General features: G+C 43.1%; 20 protein-coding genes. 7 read left to right on the plus strand and 13 right to left on the minus strand.

Annotated elements, in window-relative coordinates; translation table 11 throughout:
* Positions 1–430 precede the first annotated feature (430 nt).
* The 6 genes from NIAKO_RS28295 to NIAKO_RS28320 all read right to left on the minus strand — a co-directional run bounded on the left by NIAKO_RS28295 (position 431) and on the right by NIAKO_RS28320 (position 4,118).
* Positions 431–823: a VanZ family protein gene (locus NIAKO_RS28295; protein ID WP_014221887.1), complete on the minus strand. Its 393-nt coding sequence runs from the start codon at positions 821–823 to the stop codon at positions 431–433.
* Between the two features lie 178 nt (positions 824–1,001).
* Complete coding sequence (locus tag NIAKO_RS28300) at positions 1,002–1,802, minus strand: anti-sigma factor (protein ID WP_133055309.1); 801 nt, start codon at positions 1,800–1,802, stop codon at positions 1,002–1,004.
* A 29-nt stretch (positions 1,803–1,831) separates the two neighbouring features.
* The gene (locus tag NIAKO_RS28305; protein ID WP_014221889.1) at positions 1,832–2,377 is read right to left on the minus strand and encodes an RNA polymerase sigma factor; all 546 of its coding nucleotides are present in this window, start codon (positions 2,375–2,377) and stop codon (positions 1,832–1,834) included.
* Between the two features lie 97 nt (positions 2,378–2,474).
* A complete protein-coding gene (gene gcvH / locus NIAKO_RS28310; protein ID WP_014221890.1) occupies positions 2,475–2,855 on the minus strand; it encodes a glycine cleavage system protein GcvH in 381 nt (126 codons plus the stop codon).
* Positions 2,856–2,950: 95 nt separating this feature from the next.
* Positions 2,951–3,622 carry a peptidylprolyl isomerase gene (locus tag NIAKO_RS28315; RefSeq protein ID WP_014221891.1) on the minus strand — a complete coding sequence of 224 codons (672 nt, stop codon included), beginning with the start codon at positions 3,620–3,622 and terminating at the stop codon, positions 2,951–2,953.
* Between the two features lie 151 nt (positions 3,623–3,773).
* Entirely contained in the window at positions 3,774–4,118 is a 345-nt protein-coding gene (locus tag NIAKO_RS28320; RefSeq protein WP_014221892.1) for a hypothetical protein, read from the minus strand.
* Between the two features lie 97 nt (positions 4,119–4,215).
* Between NIAKO_RS28320 and NIAKO_RS28325 the strand changes: the two genes are divergently transcribed.
* The 5 genes from NIAKO_RS28325 to NIAKO_RS28345 all read left to right on the plus strand — a co-directional run bounded on the left by NIAKO_RS28325 (position 4,216) and on the right by NIAKO_RS28345 (position 9,768).
* Entirely contained in the window at positions 4,216–4,659 is a 444-nt protein-coding gene (locus NIAKO_RS28325; protein WP_014221893.1) for a GNAT family N-acetyltransferase, read from the plus strand.
* 118 nt (positions 4,660–4,777) lie between these two features.
* On the plus strand, positions 4,778–6,049 hold the full coding sequence (gene serS / locus NIAKO_RS28330; RefSeq protein WP_014221894.1) for a serine--tRNA ligase: 1,272 nt from the start codon (positions 4,778–4,780) through the stop codon (positions 6,047–6,049).
* Positions 6,050–6,174: 125 nt separating this feature from the next.
* Entirely contained in the window at positions 6,175–6,840 is a 666-nt protein-coding gene (locus tag NIAKO_RS28335; RefSeq protein WP_014221895.1) for an outer membrane beta-barrel protein, read from the plus strand.
* A 174-nt stretch (positions 6,841–7,014) separates the two neighbouring features.
* Positions 7,015–8,472: a DUF1800 domain-containing protein gene (locus NIAKO_RS28340; protein WP_014221896.1), complete on the plus strand. Its 1,458-nt coding sequence runs from the start codon at positions 7,015–7,017 to the stop codon at positions 8,470–8,472.
* 96 nt (positions 8,473–8,568) lie between these two features.
* The gene (locus NIAKO_RS28345) at positions 8,569–9,768 is read left to right on the plus strand and encodes a DUF1501 domain-containing protein (protein WP_014221897.1); all 1,200 of its coding nucleotides are present in this window, start codon (positions 8,569–8,571) and stop codon (positions 9,766–9,768) included.
* A 74-nt stretch (positions 9,769–9,842) separates the two neighbouring features.
* On the opposite strand, the gene NIAKO_RS28350 is transcribed toward NIAKO_RS28345, so the two are convergent.
* Both NIAKO_RS28350 and gyrB read right to left on the minus strand, forming a co-directional pair.
* Entirely contained in the window at positions 9,843–10,049 is a 207-nt protein-coding gene (locus NIAKO_RS28350; RefSeq protein WP_014221898.1) for a hypothetical protein, read from the minus strand.
* Between the two features lie 285 nt (positions 10,050–10,334).
* The gene (gene gyrB / locus NIAKO_RS28355; RefSeq protein WP_014221899.1) at positions 10,335–12,314 is read right to left on the minus strand and encodes a DNA topoisomerase (ATP-hydrolyzing) subunit B; all 1,980 of its coding nucleotides are present in this window, start codon (positions 12,312–12,314) and stop codon (positions 10,335–10,337) included.
* A gap of 278 nt (positions 12,315–12,592) precedes the next feature.
* Between gyrB and NIAKO_RS37280 the strand changes: the two genes are divergently transcribed.
* Both NIAKO_RS37280 and NIAKO_RS28365 read left to right on the plus strand, forming a co-directional pair.
* Positions 12,593–13,165: a MerR family transcriptional regulator gene (locus tag NIAKO_RS37280; RefSeq protein WP_014221900.1), complete on the plus strand. Its 573-nt coding sequence runs from the start codon at positions 12,593–12,595 to the stop codon at positions 13,163–13,165.
* A gap of 102 nt (positions 13,166–13,267) precedes the next feature.
* Positions 13,268–13,795, plus strand: a complete 528-nt coding sequence (locus NIAKO_RS28365) for a hypothetical protein (RefSeq protein WP_014221901.1) — start codon at positions 13,268–13,270, stop codon at positions 13,793–13,795.
* Between the two features lie 210 nt (positions 13,796–14,005).
* On the opposite strand, the gene NIAKO_RS28370 is transcribed toward NIAKO_RS28365, so the two are convergent.
* The 5 genes from NIAKO_RS28370 to NIAKO_RS28390 form a co-directional block, all read right to left on the minus strand.
* A complete protein-coding gene (locus NIAKO_RS28370) occupies positions 14,006–15,091 on the minus strand; it encodes a mechanosensitive ion channel family protein (protein ID WP_049815626.1) in 1,086 nt (361 codons plus the stop codon).
* Between the two features lie 35 nt (positions 15,092–15,126).
* Positions 15,127–15,942: a hypothetical protein gene (locus tag NIAKO_RS28375; RefSeq protein WP_133055310.1), complete on the minus strand. Its 816-nt coding sequence runs from the start codon at positions 15,940–15,942 to the stop codon at positions 15,127–15,129.
* A complete protein-coding gene (locus NIAKO_RS28380; RefSeq protein ID WP_041347409.1) occupies positions 15,942–16,721 on the minus strand; it encodes a UDP-2,3-diacylglucosamine diphosphatase in 780 nt (259 codons plus the stop codon). Before NIAKO_RS28380 ends, NIAKO_RS28375 begins: the two co-directional genes overlap by 1 nt.
* A 187-nt stretch (positions 16,722–16,908) precedes the next feature.
* Complete coding sequence (locus tag NIAKO_RS28385) at positions 16,909–17,334, minus strand: gamma-glutamylcyclotransferase family protein (protein ID WP_014221906.1); 426 nt, start codon at positions 17,332–17,334, stop codon at positions 16,909–16,911.
* Between the two features lie 20 nt (positions 17,335–17,354).
* Positions 17,355–17,990, minus strand: a complete 636-nt coding sequence (locus NIAKO_RS28390; protein ID WP_014221907.1) for a LutC/YkgG family protein — start codon at positions 17,988–17,990, stop codon at positions 17,355–17,357.
* Positions 17,991–17,998 lie beyond the last annotated feature (8 nt).

Here is a 17,998-nt window from a genome sequence, read left to right on the forward strand (position 1 = left end):
CGTTATAACGGTTTCTTTTACCGAAATAATAATGAATGAGTTATAAGGCACTGAAATTAACGTTCGTTTGATAAGCTATGCGGACTTTTACGTGTTAGTGCCCGGCACTTTAATTCTGAAAACACGCGAATGTTAACGTTTTACAAAAAGTATTAACGGATGGATGAAATATTGGAAATACGTAGTTCCTTTGCATTAGAAATTTATCGCGCAAGTTCTTTTCCAAACAACAAGATGGTTCCTTTTAATCTTACTTTAACGGGCTCATCTATACTAATGGCATCCGATTTGCGTTATATAATAAAGTTCTTTTTTAACGACTCACACAAAGCAGTCAATTTTCTCATAAGCAGTTAGTTTTGGTTACGGCCCCTGTTTCTACAGGGGCTATTTTTTTGTATATAACTAACTGATTTACAGATTTTCCCTTCTATTTTACTCTTACAAAAAGGTGATATAAAGCAGCCAGGATGGCGCCAGTGGAGTCGGCAACAATATCATAGCCGTCAAAACTGCGATTGGGGATGTAATCGCGTTGTAGAAATTCTAACCCAGTTCCTAATCCTATACTGAATAGTGTCAGTAAGACAATAATCACCTGCCATTTTGATTTGTCGTTACGACGATAATACAGGTTGAATGCCCATAACAATACAATGCCACCAAACAAGATGGTATGCACTACTTTGTCAATCCCTTTAGTTGAAAAAACACCGGTACTGGGAATGGCAGAGCCCGGCAGGCACAGTAAAATAATGGTAATAACGGTCCAGGCAAATGGAACAACCTTCCAGGAACAAAGTCTTTTAACAAAACGCATCATAAGTGAAGGAAAGATAGTTCAAAAAAGAATATGCAGAATAAAGAATGACTTTACTGGATGGGAAGGCATGTTTCAGGGTTCAGAGTTCTCAGTTCAGAGTTCCCGGTTCGTTGTTCCGGGTTACCGCGAAGTGGTGTATTTGCTTTCAGCTTTAAGCCTTCAGCCTTGAGCCGTTTTCCTAAACTTTCCCAATAACATACATAGGACCTTTAGGAGTAGCGCTTCCGCCCTGCTGTTCAAGCGTGATGGCAAAAAGTTGTGCGCGGGGGATGTTTTTCATTTTAACCATCATATGGCCATGGCTCATATCCAGCATGCCGGCATCAACGGGCTGATTGTCTACAATGGCCCATAACTGGTATTGTTTGCCGGTTTCGGGCATTGGCAGGTTATTTACCATCAGGTAAACATCTTTGGTGCGGGTATCCCATAAAACGGTCGCCACGCTACCCGGGTCGGGGCTGGCATTATTGGGCACGCCCTTCCCTTCCATGGTAACCCTGGCCATATAAGGATTGGTTAACCCCTGGATGGTTTGCTCGTAGTTGCTCATGCGGGTTTGCATGGCATTATTGTTTTTAGCCAGTTCGGTTTGCTGGGCCAGCAATTGATCGTACCGCTGGCTGTAATCGCGGTATTTATTGAAATAATAAATATTTAAGCCGGCGCTGCCAACCAGCAATACAATAGCAGCGGCAGCAACATACCGCATGGCCATAGGAATAGCCGTGCGCCTGATAGGGCGCATTTGAACCACCGGAGCAGTTCTGCTGGTTTCAGGCGCCATTTCTGTGGCTAATTGCTGCAAAATGGTTTCCCGCAGCTGTACAGGAGTGGCAACAGCACCCGCCAGGGCCTGCTGTTCAAGGGACAGCTCAAAAGCATCCCGGGCCGCGCGTACTTCGGCATATTGGGTGCACATTTGTTCAAATTGCACCCGTTCAGCCTCTTCTGCGAGCCCCAAAACATAGCTTTCCACTATGCCACTTGATATGTATTCCTGTATGTTCACTTCAAATATTCCCTTAACTGAATAAGTGCATTCCGGATACGTGTTTTCACCGTGCCAAGCGGTATTTTTTCCTGCTCAGCAATCTCCTCGTGCGTATATCCTTTAAAATAAGCCAGTTCAATCAATACCCGTTGCTCCTCTTTTAATTTTTCCAGCATTTTTCGCAACCCGATCGTATCAACCCCGGGCTGGATCACATCTTTGACCTGTATGGTATCTACGTTGTCCTGAATGGATTGGTTTTTGCGGCTGTTCTGGTAACCCTTCGACCGCAGGGTGTCTATAGAGGCATTCCGGGCAATATTCATCATCCAGGTGAACAGGCGGCCCTTGCTCATGTCGTACTGCTCAATCCTGCGCCAGATATTTACAAAAACCTCCTGTAAAACATCATTGGCCAGCTCCCCATCGTTCACTATCTGCAATACAATACTGTACAGGGCCGACGCATAATTATCGTATAAGTATGCATAGGCCTTGTTGTCCCTATTACGCAACAGGGACACCAACTCCTGTTCAGTATATGTTAGTGTTATTCCCAATGTGTTTACCCGGAACGTATGGCGTGTTACAAAAAAAGTGGTCTTAAACCACTTTCTAATTTACGAAATACCAGCCGCTCCGGATTTAATTTATTTATTAGGCGCCTACCAGGTTGGTATAGGCTGCAGCGTCCATCAGGGCTTTTACATCGTCAGGATTGGTTACCGTCATTTTAACCATCCAGCCTTCACCATATGGGTCGCTGTTAACTACCTCAGGAGAATCAGTTAATGCAGGGTTAACCTCATTAATGGTACCGGAAACAGGCAGATACAGGTCAGACACTGTTTTAACAGCTTCTACTGTACCAAATACAGCTTCAGCCATCAGGGCTTTACCAACTGTTTCAATTTCTACATATACGATATCGCCCAGTTCGCGTTGTGCAAAATCGGTAATACCTATAGTGGCAATGTTGCCTTCCAGTTTAATCCATTCATGATCTTTAGTGTAACGCAGATTTTCCGGAAAATTCATGTTTTCAATTTTTGTGCTGCAAGATTAAGAAATTTATGTTAGTCCCAGCGGGCCGGATTTGGGAAAGTGTAGAATTACGTATTGTAATTGTTACATTATTGTCGCTTTATAAGGGTAGCCTTTATAATACGCACATCCTCAACCGGGCGGTTACTTTCGCCCACGGGTACGGCAGCGATGCTGTCAATTACGTCAAGCCCCTTTATCACTTCCCCAAACACGGTATACTTTGTATCGAGCGAAGGGGAACCTCCAAGGGTTTTAAATACCTCGCGATGTGCTTCAGGGATCTTATACCCATTTAACCGGGCCTCCACCTGGTTCAGGTCAGCATCGTCATATACCCTTCCCTGCACAATGAAAAACTGGCTGCCGTTACTTTCCCTGGCAGGGTTTATTTCATCGGGCGTACGGGCTGCGGCCAGGGCGCCTTTTTTATGGAATAAATAAGGCTTTATTTCGGCAGGAATGGTGTAACCGGGGCTACCTCCGCCCAAATGATCGCTGGCTTTGGCAGTTTTACTTTTGGGGTCGCCGGCCTGGATCATAAACTGCTGCATAACCCGGTGAAATAATAACCCATCGTAATAATGCTGGTTAACCAGTTTTATAAAATTGTCGCGATGCAAAGGCGTAGAATCCGATAACCTGATGACCATGGTACCTTTGGAGGTCACCAGCTCTACATCTTTATTCAGATCGCCTTTTTTTACCTGGTAGGGATGGTACAGAAACAGGGATACGAGTAGTACTAGTAGTTTATTCATAAGTAGTATGATTTGTGTCCAAACGAGCTAATGTGATAATTCGATAATGTGATAATTTGATAATGAATACAAGACCGAAATCCAAGAATTACGCATATTGGAAGACTTTCCGAAATTCAGGACCCCCCATTATCGAATTAGCTAATTATGCTTAGAACTCCTGTTGGTCAAAATACAAAAGAATATGATCTTTTAAAAAATTCTCCTGTTCGGGCAGGTTCATTACAGGCAGGGCCTTTAACTGCCTGAAATGTGGCCAGCCTTCTTCATCCACCCCTTCCAGTTCGTAATAGCCGCTTTGCGACAGCAACGAACAGGTAGCAATATGCATCAGGTCCTGCTTTTGTTCCTTGGTAAACTTTGCCTTTATATCGCCAAATTCCTGAATACCTATTAAAAATAAAATGGTTTCCATGTCTGGTTTTTTGCCAAATCGTTCCATCAGCTTTTCTTCCAGCTTCCACCAACGGGTTTGTAAATCGTCATTTGCCTGCATGCCGCAAAGTTAATGTGATAATGTGATAATTAGCTAATGTGATAATAAGCCAGTATTAGCACATTGGCAAATTAGCATATTAGCTAATTTTGCTCTTATGATTTGGCATAAAGACGACTACACCATCAGTACCGACAAAACAGCCCTGTCACTTGAATATATTCACCAATACCTTTCTGAGCAATCCTATTGGGCGAAAGGAATACCCCTGCATACCGTAAAAAAATCAATTGATGGCTCCATCTGTTTTGGTGTTTATAAAGGCGCTCAAATGGTGGGGTTTGCCCGGGTAATAAGCGATAACGCCACCTTTGGTTACCTGGCCGATGTATTTATTGATGAAGCCCACCGCGGTCGGGGCCTTAGCAAATGGCTGATGGAGGTGATACTTTCACATCCCGACCTGCAGGGTTTACGCCGCTTTATGCTGGCTACCCGCGATGCGCATGGCCTGTATCGACAGTTCGACTTTAAAGAACTGCCCAATCCCGAATACATGCTGGCGATTGTTAAACCAGACATATACAAATCAATTAGCTAATTGGATAATTCGATAATGTGATAATTAAATACAATTCCGAAATGCGGGAACCCCATTATCAAATTATCACATTAGCTAATTATCACATTAACCTATCTTTGCGCAAACCTGATTTCACATGTTACAGATCGCATTTATTCGACAAAACACGGCGCTGGTAAAGGAACGACTGGCTATAAAGAATTTCAAGGACCTTGATCTGGTAGATGAGATCATATCCCTGGACGATAACCGGAAAAAATTGCAGCTTGAATTTGATACTACCCAGTCAAAGGTAAATGCAGCATCCAAAGAGATCGGGCAATTAATGGCAAAGGGACAAAAAGAAACCGCTGACACCTATAAACAGGAAGTGGCTGCTTTAAAATCAACCTTGCAACCCATAGCCGATCAGTTGGCAGAAACAGAGAAAAAGTTGCAGGACCAGATTGTAAAACTGCCCAACCTGCCCTCTGAAAAAGTACCACCCGGCAAAACACCTGAAGATAATATTACCATCAGGGAAGGCGGCCAAAAGCCAACCCTGCATGCTGGTGCTGTTCCGCATTGGGACCTCACAAAAAAATATAACCTCATAGATTTTGAGCTGGGCAATAAAATTACCGGTAGTGGTTTCCCTGTATATATTGGCAAAGGCGCCAAATTGCAACGGGCGCTCATTGCGTATTTTTTAGACTATAATACCAATGCCGGTTATAAAGAATTTATGCCGCCGCATATGGTAAATGAAGCATCTGCTTTTGGTACCGGTCAGTTGCCCGATAAAGAAGGACAGATGTATTTTGTTACCGAAGACAATTTTTACCTGATACCTACAGCCGAAGTACCGGTTACCAATATTTACCGCGACGAATTATTAAAGGAAACCGATCTGCCTGTTAAGATGACAGCCTACACGCCCTGTTTCCGCCGCGAAGCTGGTAGTTATGGTAAAGATGTACGTGGTTTGAACCGCCTGCACCAGTTCGATAAAGTAGAAGTTGTACAGATCGTTCACCCCGATAAAAGCTACGATGTACTGGAAGAAATGGTAGCCCATGTTGAAACATTGCTGCAATCGCTCAACCTGCCCTATCGTATTCTGAAATTGTGCGGTGGCGATATGGGGTTTGCATCTGCCCTTACCTACGATTTTGAAGTTTACAGCGCCGCACAGCAAAGATGGCTGGAGGTTAGTTCTGTATCGAATTTTGAGGCTTACCAAACCAACCGGATGAAAATACGGTTTAAAGATGCCAATGGTAAAAATCAACTGGTGCACTCATTAAACGGCAGTTCTCTGGCACTACCAAGAATAGTTGCCTGCTTACTGGAAAACCATCAAACCGAAACTGGTATTCAGTTACCGGCTGTACTGCACAGTTATTTCGGCGCATCAGTGATCAACTGATAACTACACACGACATATCTCTTCAAGTTATATTAACTTAAAAATTTGCTAAAGGAAGTACATACCACTATGTATTTCCTTTTTTGTTTTACATATTTGCGGTACCAAAAACCAAAGTATTTTATATGAAACAAAGAATTGTACTCTCTCTCGTTTTCGTTTGCGCATTTATGGTAACTACCCGGGCCCAGATCAGCAAAGGCGCTGTTTGGGTAGGCGGCAGTATTGGCTATAACCAAACAAAACAAGACCCCGGTATTTACAATGGTAAGCCTTACAAAACCACTACCCTCACTATTAATCCATCAATAGGAACGGCTGTTAAGGATAACCTGGTTGTAGGTATTGAGTTATTGTATAACCAAATCAAAACAGAAAACGACGGTAATTCTGTAAAAAGTAAAACCAACGCCTACGGTGGTGGAGTTTTTGTACGTAAATATTTTCCGGTTATTACCCGTTTATACATTTTTGGCGACGCCAATGCTGCATACGCCGCCACCAAGAATGATAGAACACTGTCTACCGGTACTAACCCGATAGTAGTAACCGCTAAGGGCGGAATTACTTCAGTTGGCATAACCCCGGGCATTGCCTTTGCTGTAAGTAAAAAATTCATGTTGGAAACTTCACTTAACAACCTGTTTAGTGTGGCTTATACAAGTACTAAAACCACCGGTCCTACCGATTATTACAAATCAAAATCATCTCAGTTTGCTGCCGGCGTTTTCGCAGATGGCAAAGCTCAGTTCAATATCGGTGTCCGCTTTTTGCTAGGCAATAAAGGATAAAATATTTTCACCTTCAGAAAGGCCCGCCATCGATGGCGGGCCATTTTTATTTCACCCGCAAAAAGCTGCAAATAATTATATTAAGGATCAGGTAGTTATCATGCTCCATATTAATTTAAAACAATTCGTTAAACTTTTAACAAACGGGGTGGTCACAGGGCAAATCGCCCAGTAATGATTGTAACACCCCAGTTGAAAAATCAACACCTTTTATGGCGCGCCGGCTTTGGCCCTATGGCTGAAGAATACCAGCAACTGGCAACCGCCACAAATAAATCCTACATTAATTCCCTGTTTAAAGCTTCTGCCAAAGGCCCCGAAATGATAGATGTGGCCGATAACGCCTTCAAAGGGCTTATGATGGGCGTAAAGGAAGTAAGCAATGCGCAAAAGCGCGACCTGGATGAGGGCCAGCGCCGAAAAATGCGCCAGCAGTCAAGGGAGGATATTAAAAGCCTCAACATTACCTGGCTGAACCAGATGGTGAACAGCGAACAGCAACTACGCGAAAAGATGGCCCTCTTCTGGCATGGGCATTTTGCCAGCCGCAATCTTAATATTCTTTACCAACAACAATTACTGGATATCATCCGTCAAAACGCCCTGGGTAATTTTGGCGATCTGCTGCGCGAAGTGAGCAAAAGTGCCTCCATGCTCAACTTCCTCAACAACAATCAAAACAAAAAAGGCCACCCCAACGAGAACTTTGCCCGTGAAGTAATGGAGTTGTTTACCATGGGACGTGGCAACTATACCGAGAATGATATAAAAGAAGCTGCCCGCGCCTTTACCGGCTGGGGCGCTAACATAAGCGGTGAATTTGCATTCAGAAAGTTCCAGCACGATGATGGCGAAAAGACCGTATTAGGCAAAACCGGTAATTACGATGGCGATGATGTATTGAACATTTTACTGGAACACAAACAAACCGCTACTTACATTACCCGCAAAATATACCGCTATTTCGTAAACGATGTGCCCGATGAAGCGCATGTAACGTGGCTGGCTGATCGCTTTTACCACAACTACGATATTAAAGAGTTGATGAAGGACATCTTTACCAGCGATTGGTTTTACGATGCCAAAAACATTGGCTGCCGGATAAAATCACCTGTTGAACTCATCGTTGGTATTCGCCGGGCATTGCCCATGAAGCTGGAAAATGAACAGGTGCAATTATTATTACAACGGTTACTGGGTCAGGTCTTATTCTACCCACCCAACGTGGCCGGCTGGCCAGGTGGTAAAAACTGGATCGATAGTTCTTCCCTGATGTTCCGCCTGCGCATTCCACAATTAATTTCTGATAATGATGAAGTAGGCCTTGCGCCCAAAGACGATGACGACCAAATGATGGGCATGAAAGACATGGCCGGAAAAGGTATGGGTAAAATGGGCAAAAAAGGCGGACAGGTTATTTCTGCAGCAGTTGACTGGGAAACCTATTTAAACAAGTTTGAAAAAGTTCCGCGCGAAAAATTATTGAGTGCAATCTCAGGCATCCTTATACAGGGCGCTACCCCGGTTGATGAAAAAATATTAAGTAAGTATGTAGATTCATCAAGCAGGGAAAGCTACATTAAAAGCGCTACGATACAATTAATGAGTACTCCTGAATACCAGTTGTGTTAATATCGAATATTGAATGTAGAACGTCGAATATCGAAGTGAGAAAGAACTATGAACCTGAAACTTAAAACTTTGAACTCGAAACTTTGAACTTATTTTATGCTTATAAAAAGAAAAGAATTTATACAACTAGGCTCACTGGCTACTGCATCCTTGATGCTGCCAAAATTTTTAAAGGCATTTGAAAAACCAGCCCTGGTTCCACCAGGAAACAAAGTGGTAGTGGTAATGCAATTAAGTGGCGGTAACGATGGGTTGAATACCGTAATACCTGTACGTAACGATATTTACTATAAATCGCGGCCCCGCCTGGGCATTACAAAAGAGCAGGCTTTATTGGTAACCGATGAAGTGGGGCTGCACCCGGCATTAACCGGTTTTAAAGACCTGTACAACGATGGCAGCCTGGGCATTCTTAACAGCGTGGGTTATCCCAATCCCGACAGATCGCACTTCAGAAGTATGGACATCTGGCACAGCGCCAGCAACAGCAATGAATATGTATATACCGGTTGGTTAGGCCGCTATCTCGATGCACAGTGTGCAGGCTGCGACAAACCAACCCAGGCACTGGAAATTGATGATGTGTTAAGTTTGGCCATGAAGGGTGAACATGTAAAAGGACTGGCCATGAAAGATCCCCGCCGGTTATTTAATTCCTCAAACGAAAAATATTTTAAGGAAGTAGCTGCCAGCCATGCTGTTGACAGCGATGAAAAACCGGTTGATTATTTATACAAAACAATGGCCGAAACGGTAAGCAGTGCGGATTACATTTTTAAACAAAGCCGCCTTCACCCCAGCAGTACCGAATATCCTAAAACTGATATAGCTAATAGTCTGAAGACAATCGCCAGCCTTATTTTTTCCGACATCAATACCAAAGTATATTATTTATCACTGGGAAGTTTTGATACCCACGTAGGACAGGAAGGACAGCAAAAAAGATTGTTCACCGAAATGAACGATGCCATTACTGCTTTTGTAAAAGACCTTAAAAGCAATAACCGTTTTCAGGATGTAATGCTAATGACCTTTTCAGAGTTTGGCCGGCGCGTTTCACAAAACGCCAGTGGGGGTACCGATCATGGCACGGCTAATAACATGTTCCTGATAAGTGGGGGTTTACAACAAAAAGGGGTGTTAAATGCAATGCCCGATCTGGCAGATCTGCAGGAAGGCGATCTTAAATATAAAGTAGATTTCAAAAATGTATACGCAACAATCCTGAATAAGTGGCTGCAGGCAGATGATAAGAAAATATTAGGCAGCCAGTATGATTACCTGAACTTTATTTAATCAGCCACATAAGTCAAATGAGTCATATTACCTGGCTCATTTGACTTACTTCTATCTTGACTGATTCACTATTTTTACTCCCAGCCTTGTTTGGCAATGCCGGCTTTAATAGCTTCCAACGCTTTTGCTTCACCCAACAAAGTGGTTAATTTATTTCCTTTACCATCATGTCCCTGTGCCATATAAGCACCTTTTGCAGTTTTTGTAATTACCGCATCCTGAATAGGAACACCTTTCTCTTTTGTTTTTACGTTGTATGCAGTGAGTGTAATTTCAGACATAATTTGCTTCTTTTACTTGGTTAGTATAATTATAAAAAAGTTGATCTAGTCTTACAAAATCTTGGCCAGAACATTAAAACAGGGTTTAAATATACGCCTTTTTTATATACCCCTCCTTTAGCATTGATTTAGAATATGTAAAGGCCACATTAATTACAAAACGGCTGGTAAAAATTACTTATAACTTATGGTGTCTTTACTAACGGTAGTCAATGTCTCATAAAATAAAATGTGCAAATGAAATTGTATTTCATTTGCACATTTTCACATTTTCACATTTGCTAATTACACGTCAAGGCGTGCATATTTGGCATGGCTTTCTATAAATTCACGACGTGGCGCTACTTCATCACCCATCAGCATACTAAAGATGCGATCAGCTTCGGCAGCACTTTCGATAGTTACTCTTTTCAATGTGCGGCTATTGGGGTTCATGGTAGTTTCCCATAATTGTTCCGCGTTCATTTCACCTAAACCTTTGTATCGTTGAATACCTACGCTTTCTTCTTTTCCACCACCCAGTTTTTCAACCAGTGCTTTGCGTTGTTCTTCATTCCAGGCGTAAGCCGATTCTTTACCTTTTTTAACCAGGTATAATGGTGGCTGGGCAATGTATACATAACCCTGTTCAACCATTTCTTTCATATAACGATAAATGAAAGTAAGTATCAGTGTGGCAATGTGGCTACCATCCACATCGGCATCGGTCATGATGATGAGCTTGTGATACCGGAGCTTAACGAGGTTCAGCGCTTTGGGATCTTCAGGTGTACCTACTGTTACACCAAGCGCAGTATACATATTGCGAATTTCCTCGTTCTCGTAGATCTTGTGCTCCATGGCTTTTTCCACGTTCAGGATCTTACCACGAAGTGGCAGAATTGCCTGAAAGCTGCGTTCACGGCCTTGTTTGGCAGTACCACCGGCCGAGTCACCCTCAACCAGGAACAGCTCGCAACGCTCAGGATCACGATCACTGCAGTCGGCCAGTTTACCGGGCAAACCGCCGCCGGTTAAAACTGATTTACGTTGCACCAGTTCCCGCGCTTTACGGGCAGCGGCCCTGGCCTGTGCAGCCAGGATAACTTTGGCAATGATATTTTTAGCTTCCTTGGGATTTTCTTCCAGGTATGCTTCCAGTACTTTTGAAACGGTTGAATCAACTACCCCGCTTACTTCACTGTTACCAAGCTTTGTTTTTGTTTGTCCTTCAAATTGCGGCTCGGGAACTTTCACCGAGATAATTGCGCTTAAGCCTTCGCGGAAGTCATCACCTTCAATTTCCACCTTCGCTTTTTCAAACAGGTTCTGGCGATCGCCATAACTTTTGAATACGCGGGTTAATGCCCGGCGGAAACCGGTAACGTGCGTACCACCTTCAATGGTGTTGATATTATTAACGTATGAATAAATGTGTTCGCTGTAACTGTCGTTATAGGTCAATGCCACTTCAACAGCCACATTGGTGTCTTCATCTCTTCCTTCAACGTTAATGACGGTGGGCAGAAAAGAGGTACGGCCGGCGCTTTTATCGAGCATTTCAACGAACTCAACAATGCCGCCTTCGCTGTAGAATTCCTTGGAATAACTCTCACCGTTATCGTCTTTTTCGCGCAGATCGATCAATGTGATCCGGATGCCCCGGTTCAGGAAAGCCAGCTCACGCAAACGGGCCTCGAGAATATCCTTTTTATAAACACTAACGGTAAAAATCGTTGTATCGGGCCAGAAGTGTACCAGGGTGCCGGTTTTGGAACTGGCGCCTATTTCGCGCACTTCATATTGCGGTACACCTATGCGATATTCCTGTTCGAATATCTTGTCTTCACGTTGTACAGTAACATGCAGTTTGGAGCTTAATGCGTTTACGCAACTCACACCCACCCCGTGCAAACCGCCGGAAACCTTGTAGGTGTTCTTATCGAATTTACCCCCTGCGTGCAGGATGGTCATTACCATTTCAAGGGCGCTCTTTTTCTCCTTGGTGTTGATGCCGGTAGGAATACCACGGCCATCATCATCAACTGAGACAGAATTATCCTCGTGTATGGTAACCACGATATTTTTACAATAGCCGGCAAGGGCTTCGTCGATAGAGTTATCTACCACTTCGTACACCAGGTGGTGAAGGCCTTTTTCTCCAATGTCACCAATGTACATCGCAGGGCGCTTGCGCACCGCTTCCAAACCTTCTAAAACCTGTATGCTATCTGCTCCGTAACTGTTATTGGCGTTAATAGGAATTTCCGTAGTTTCTGTAGCCATAGATTCGTGTGGAATACTCAATGAAGTTTATAAAAAATTAATCCTGCAAATTTACTGAAAATAAAGGGGTTTGACCTCATTTAAGGTCCCTTTTTATGAACTTTTTTACAACCCTGAAAACCGCCAACAGCCTGTGTTTTAAGGTATATAGAACCAGGTTTTCCACATTATTTAAGAATAGTTGATAAGTTCTCCGAACCAGCCGTTTTTTGCCTGTGTATCTTTACTGCACGATATTTGATAGCTTATACAATTTTACCAGGTTATCAATTGGATTTATGGACAACCGCAACTACTCTCAGATTACTTTTGAATTCAGTGAAGTGCCCGCAGAACAGGAAAATGCAGCTTCTGTGGGGGTTCGGGTAAAGTCGTTAAAAACTGAGCCGGAACCGGCTAAAGCACCGGAAATCGAGGAAGAAACTCCTGTGGCAGAATCTGCCACAGCGCCCGTTAAAAAGTCGACCAGGGGGCGTAAATCGCTTAAAGCCCTCGATGCCGAGGCAGACCTGGTAAACATTCCCGATGATGAAACCCTGTTTCAACGCCAGTATTATTCCATTGGGGAAGTGGCCGAAATGTTTGGCGTGAACCAGTCCCTATTGCGTTTTTGGGAGAATGAGTTCGACATCATTCAACCCCGTAAAAACCGTAAGGGCGACCGCCATTTCAGACCCATCGATATTAAAAACCTGGAGCTTATTTATGACCTGTTGCGCCGACGCAAACTCACCATTGAAGGCGCGAAGGATTTCCTGAAAAAAAACTCCAAAGCAACGGAGCATTTTGAAATGATTCAATCCCTGCAATCATTAAAAGGATTTTTGTTGGAGATAAAAGCAGCATTGTAGTGTAAAAAATAACTATGTAATTTATACTCAATGTTTGAGCATAAACTTTTTATTTCACCTAGCGAAAATTCTGTAAATTCCATGTACCAATAACTGCCTTTTATGTGGAAATATCTGCTAATAGTTCTTACCCTGATTTTTACATATCACACCCATGCACAAACCGTGAACGAAAGTTCAATAAACGGCATCTGGTACGTTACCCGTTGGGAAACCACCGACCGCCTGCTCGACTTTCAGGATACCCTCGCCAGCTTTAGATACATGGTAGAAAACTACAAACAAAAGAATAAATTGCCTGGTGTATTAAAGACAGATAGCATTCGTATGAGGCAGGAACTTAGAAAGGTATTATCGGCAGCCGAAGCCATCCGGTTTAAGCTGGTCTTTAATAAAGACAAATCTTTTTTATGGAGCGGTAACAGTGAAAACAGCGCCCAGTTTAAAGGCACTTATGCAATGGGTCCCAATAACATGTCAATTGTATTAACCTCTTTCGACGGCCTCTCCAAAGCCTACCGCACTATGTCATTGAAATTGTACTCCTTGCAAACCACTCAAATGACAATTGAAATTCCTTCGGAAGAACCGGGTTTTAAACAAAGCAAGTTTACTTTAAAGAAGTTGTAAGTAAGTTTAATGTCTATTTCTCATGAGAAATAATTCTTCTCACCTGAGAAATGAACCTTTTCTCATGGGAAAAAACCATTTTCGCATGAGAAGTTATAGTTTTCTCATGCGAAATTATCTTTGGCGAATGGGAAATTGTAATTTTCGCATGCGAAACGATTCTTTTCACATGGGAAAAGATCTGTTTTTATCAACTTTACTGGTAAACTTTTAAACTACATGCTTACCATCTTCTTTGGTAGCCAGTTTTATATTCATTTCGCCCATTAGGTTTATCATGGCGAGGTTTATCTGTTGACGCAGTTCGTAAAAATCTGCTATGGGAATAGGCGCGGCAAAAAATTCAACATGGATGATGAAGGCATTCTCCTGAATGTCTGAAAGGAACACATGAGAACTCTCCACCTTATCTTTTCGCTGGGTTAAATAGTTTTTAACCCGCAATACAAACTGATTTACTGCATCGTTAGATGTATCGGCGTGCAGCTTCAATTGTACTAATGCCCTTCTTTGTGTACGCAATGACAAATTATCGAGTATACTATCCACCATCTGTTTATTGGGCACCGTTACATAGGTTTTTTGGTCAGTCCTTATGCGGGTGCTGCGTAACCCAATGCGTTCTACAGTACCGGTAATATCGTGCACTTTTACCTGGTCGCCCATGGTAAATGGCCGGTCGAAGAAAATGATAAAAGAAGCGATCAGGTTCTCCAGGCTTTCGCGGGTAGCCAGGGCAATGGCTGCTGTGGCAATACTCAGCCCCGTAAGCAGGTTGCCGATGTTATAGTGAAAGGCAAACTTCAGGATCAGTAAAATGCCAAATATTACCAATACTACTTTAAAGAAATCCTTAAAGAAAACGATCAGCTGGTTATCGGCCGCATCATGAGTTTGATCGGCCCGGTGATGCAGGATCATTGTAATAAAGTCCATGACCCGCAGCAACAACCATATAAATACAATGATTAATACAATGGTAGAAATGGCGTCAAAAAACTGCCGCACGTTGAACTTGTAAATGTCCACATTCAGGTCCTGCGGGAACGTGAGTTTATTGAATGCGATTAAACTTAGCAAAACGAGCAGGAACACTTCCAGCGGCGATACCACCAGTTTTACAAACGATGCTTTATCAACGCCGCGAACTACACGGTTTACAATGGCAAACATTACGCCCGCCAGGTAGCGTGATAATAAGCGTTTGAATAAAAATATAAGCAATAAAGAACCGGCTACCATCAGGTAGCTTTTAACAGAGTTGTCAAGGATAACAGTATCTAAAAAAGATCGCATGCTGAAATATTCGTGGCTTTAAATTGCTTTCAAAGTTAGTGATAGGAAAACACTTCCAGGCGGTTATTACGCAGCACATATAAATTACCAGGCATGATCTTTATTTTTTGTGCATCCCGCATGGTTACAGGTATGGGGTAGTTTTGCAAATTCAGGGTACCGGGTTCATAACGATACAACATGTTGGCATCCCGGCCATACATGGCATTGCCAATTACGGTAAAATCCGTCCAGCCCTTTAATTGAATCCGGTTTTTAAACCCGCCGTAATAATCGAACATATAAACGCCCTTCAACGAATCGTATAAATATACCAGGCGGTTTTGGTCAACAAGAAATTGCGGGGAGGGAGCAGTATCTACGATCATTCTTACATCGGTAGTTTGATCGAGCACCCGGCCATCTTCAGCCACCCGCTTTAATTTGCTCTCCATTTCATCATACACCCAGATGTTGTTATCGTACGATTGGCCAATGGCGTTTACCTGGAACAACTGTTGCTTTCTAAGATCTATAGTGGACCGGGTGTTTAAAAACCGGTCCAGCACCACGATGGTGCCAAAGTCGCGGAAGTATAATAAAACCCGTAGCGGGTTGGTAACATCCATCCAATACAACTTTCCATATTGCCGCACATTGTTAAATACAGCAATGGAATCACCAGCAGGACCCATCTTTTTTATTTGCCCGGTATTGTTCAGTATATACAGGTTACCCAGGTTATCAACCGTAAAATCAGTTACCTGCTGGCCGGCCAGTTTATTAAATATAAAGGTGGTATCGGCAGTTTGCGCGTACGCAATATTGCCGCAATACAATAATGAAGTTAATATGATGAGTATACGAACCACTATTGGCGAACGATTTTGCTTTCCAGCTCAGGGTAACGGGTTGTAAGTACCAATTTTTCTCCATCAAAAACTGCATAGGTATAATACCTGATCCAATCACCGAGATTAATATACCGGCTGCCACCTTTTAAGGTAAAATCAATAGGCAGATGCCGGTGCCCGAACACCAGGTAATCGTAATGCTTTTGTTTCAGCACATCTTTACAATAAGTGATCAGCCACTCCCCTTCTTCCCCATAAAACTTTTCATCGGCCGAACCGGTTACGGTACGGCTTCTGCGACTGAGGTAATTGGCCAGTCCCATTCCTATGTAGGGGGGTAAAATTCCAAAGAGCCACTGACATACCGGACTGCGAAAAACCTTCTTCATCATCTTGTAACCATGATCGCCAGGTCCCAGTCCATCACCGTGCCCTACCCAGAATTTTTTGTTATTGAATTCAAAAGCGTGGGGCTCAAAATATACCGGGATATTCAATTCCTGTTGGAAATAATCCTTCATCCACATATCGTGATTGCCTACAAAGAAATGCACCGGTATACCTGAATCGGTAATTTCGGCCAGCTTTCCCAGTAAGCGTACATGATTGCGCGGCACAACGGTACGGTACTCGTACCAGAAATCGAACATATCGCCCACTATAAATATTTCGGCTGCGTCTTTTCGGATCTCTTCTAAAAACTCAACAATACGTTTTTCGCGTACCAGGCTCGATGCATGGTCCGGGCTTCCTAAGTGGAAGTCGGATAAAAAATATATTTTCTTGTCAGCGTCCATTTGTCGTAAATCGGGCTTCCCCCCGGCCCCTTCCGGTGGAGGGGAGTTTTGCGACTTCGCAATAAATCTTAACCTATTAACTCGTTTCCCTGTTAACATGTTAACTCGTCAACCTCTTACCTCGTATCTCTCCTTTATCAACCCTGTCAACTCACTGGTCAACCAGTTAACTGATCAACTGGTCAACTTATTTCCCCATTCCCATTTTATAAGCCACATAATCACCTGATTCAATCCTGGGCTGATTAGTAATTTCTCTATTGTACCAGTACATCCAGGAAATTACCGTAGAATTTTTGAACAACACATTTACCGGTTCCCTTCTGAATAAAGGTATGCCGCCTGGTTCAACCAGCAACCCTTCGTAATCATCCAGCTGTTCCATCACATAATCAAATTCCTCCTGTTGAGCAATATGATACAGTTCTCCTGTAATTAAACAATCTTCTGTACAGGGAATTGCGGCGGGGTAGTCGCCCATATCGAACAACTGACCTGGTACCGCACCTACTCCATCAAATACAAAATACCGGCTTATATAGGAATAAACTGGCAGGTGGCATCCACTCCGCAGTGTACCATATAAAAACAGCCGGTAAATGTTTTGTTGCATGAGGAAGTGAAAATGTACGTTTATTGATCTACCAGAAATACATATACTTCTTTGGGGCCATGTATTCCTACTACCAACGTTTTTTCAATATCAGCTGTACGGCTGGGGCCCGTTGCAAATGTAATCAACGAGGGAAGATTACCGGAGTATTTCTCCCTGGCGTTCGTCAATGCATCTTTAACATCGTACACGAGTTGACTGGTATGGGCAATGCAAATGTGCACAGGCGCATATACACTAACCGTACGGCCGCTTTGCTGGGCAGCCGACATAACAATACTACCGGTACGGGCTACCAGCCATTCGCAGGTGGTGATGGCGGTATCGCACGAAGCCAGATCGTTGTGAGCGTAATTGTTGAATTGATTATCCGCGAGCGCTTTCCGCAAACCTTCTTCTTTACAAAACACCTTATCCCATTTGTTAACGCCGATAACCTGGTTAAGCTGGGCAACCAGCTCTTTATAGTCCTGGCAAAAAACAAATTTTCCCTGAAGTTTCGTGAACCGCTCGGCAAATTCCAAACCCAGATCCTGTTGCGAAGGTTGGTAAACGGAACTATTGCCCTCACTTTCCGGAAAAGGGAGAGGCGTTGAACTTGTCAACGCCTTTCTTATTTTTTTTAAAATATTTTCTTTTGCTGGAGAAACGTTCATAACAACAA

Origin of the sequence: Niastella koreensis GR20-10 (assembly GCF_000246855.1) — a bacterium.
Classification (GTDB): Bacteria; Bacteroidota; Bacteroidia; order Chitinophagales; family Chitinophagaceae; genus Niastella; species Niastella koreensis.

What these genes read in the sequence shown, in the direction of transcription:
- NIAKO_RS28340 (WP_014221896.1), top strand. Translation starts at nt 7,015, where the DNA reads ATGATTGTAACACCCCAGTTGAAAAATCAACACCTTTTATGGCGCGCC.
- gyrB (WP_014221899.1), bottom strand. Translation starts at nt 12,314, where the DNA reads ATGGCTACAGAAACTACGGAAATTCCTATTAACGCCAATAACAGTTAC.
- NIAKO_RS28385 (WP_014221906.1), bottom strand. Translation starts at nt 17,334, where the DNA reads ATGCAACAAAACATTTACCGGCTGTTTTTATATGGTACACTGCGGAGT.
- NIAKO_RS28350 (WP_014221898.1), bottom strand. Translation starts at nt 10,049, where the DNA reads ATGTCTGAAATTACACTCACTGCATACAACGTAAAAACAAAAGAGAAA.
- NIAKO_RS28390 (WP_014221907.1), bottom strand. Translation starts at nt 17,990, where the DNA reads ATGAACGTTTCTCCAGCAAAAGAAAATATTTTAAAAAAAATAAGAAAG.
- NIAKO_RS28345 (WP_014221897.1), top strand. Translation starts at nt 8,569, where the DNA reads ATGCTTATAAAAAGAAAAGAATTTATACAACTAGGCTCACTGGCTACT.
- NIAKO_RS28365 (WP_014221901.1), top strand. Translation starts at nt 13,268, where the DNA reads ATGTGGAAATATCTGCTAATAGTTCTTACCCTGATTTTTACATATCAC.
- serS (WP_014221894.1), top strand. Translation starts at nt 4,778, where the DNA reads ATGTTACAGATCGCATTTATTCGACAAAACACGGCGCTGGTAAAGGAA.
- NIAKO_RS28295 (WP_014221887.1), bottom strand. Translation starts at nt 823, where the DNA reads ATGATGCGTTTTGTTAAAAGACTTTGTTCCTGGAAGGTTGTTCCATTT.
- NIAKO_RS37280 (WP_014221900.1), top strand. Translation starts at nt 12,593, where the DNA reads ATGGACAACCGCAACTACTCTCAGATTACTTTTGAATTCAGTGAAGTG.
- NIAKO_RS28315 (WP_014221891.1), bottom strand. Translation starts at nt 3,622, where the DNA reads ATGAATAAACTACTAGTACTACTCGTATCCCTGTTTCTGTACCATCCC.
- NIAKO_RS28370 (WP_049815626.1), bottom strand. Translation starts at nt 15,091, where the DNA reads ATGCGATCTTTTTTAGATACTGTTATCCTTGACAACTCTGTTAAAAGC.
- NIAKO_RS28335 (WP_014221895.1), top strand. Translation starts at nt 6,175, where the DNA reads ATGAAACAAAGAATTGTACTCTCTCTCGTTTTCGTTTGCGCATTTATG.
- gcvH (WP_014221890.1), bottom strand. Translation starts at nt 2,855, where the DNA reads ATGAATTTTCCGGAAAATCTGCGTTACACTAAAGATCATGAATGGATT.
- NIAKO_RS28320 (WP_014221892.1), bottom strand. Translation starts at nt 4,118, where the DNA reads ATGCAGGCAAATGACGATTTACAAACCCGTTGGTGGAAGCTGGAAGAA.
- NIAKO_RS28380 (WP_041347409.1), bottom strand. Translation starts at nt 16,721, where the DNA reads ATGGACGCTGACAAGAAAATATATTTTTTATCCGACTTCCACTTAGGA.
- NIAKO_RS28325 (WP_014221893.1), top strand. Translation starts at nt 4,216, where the DNA reads ATGATTTGGCATAAAGACGACTACACCATCAGTACCGACAAAACAGCC.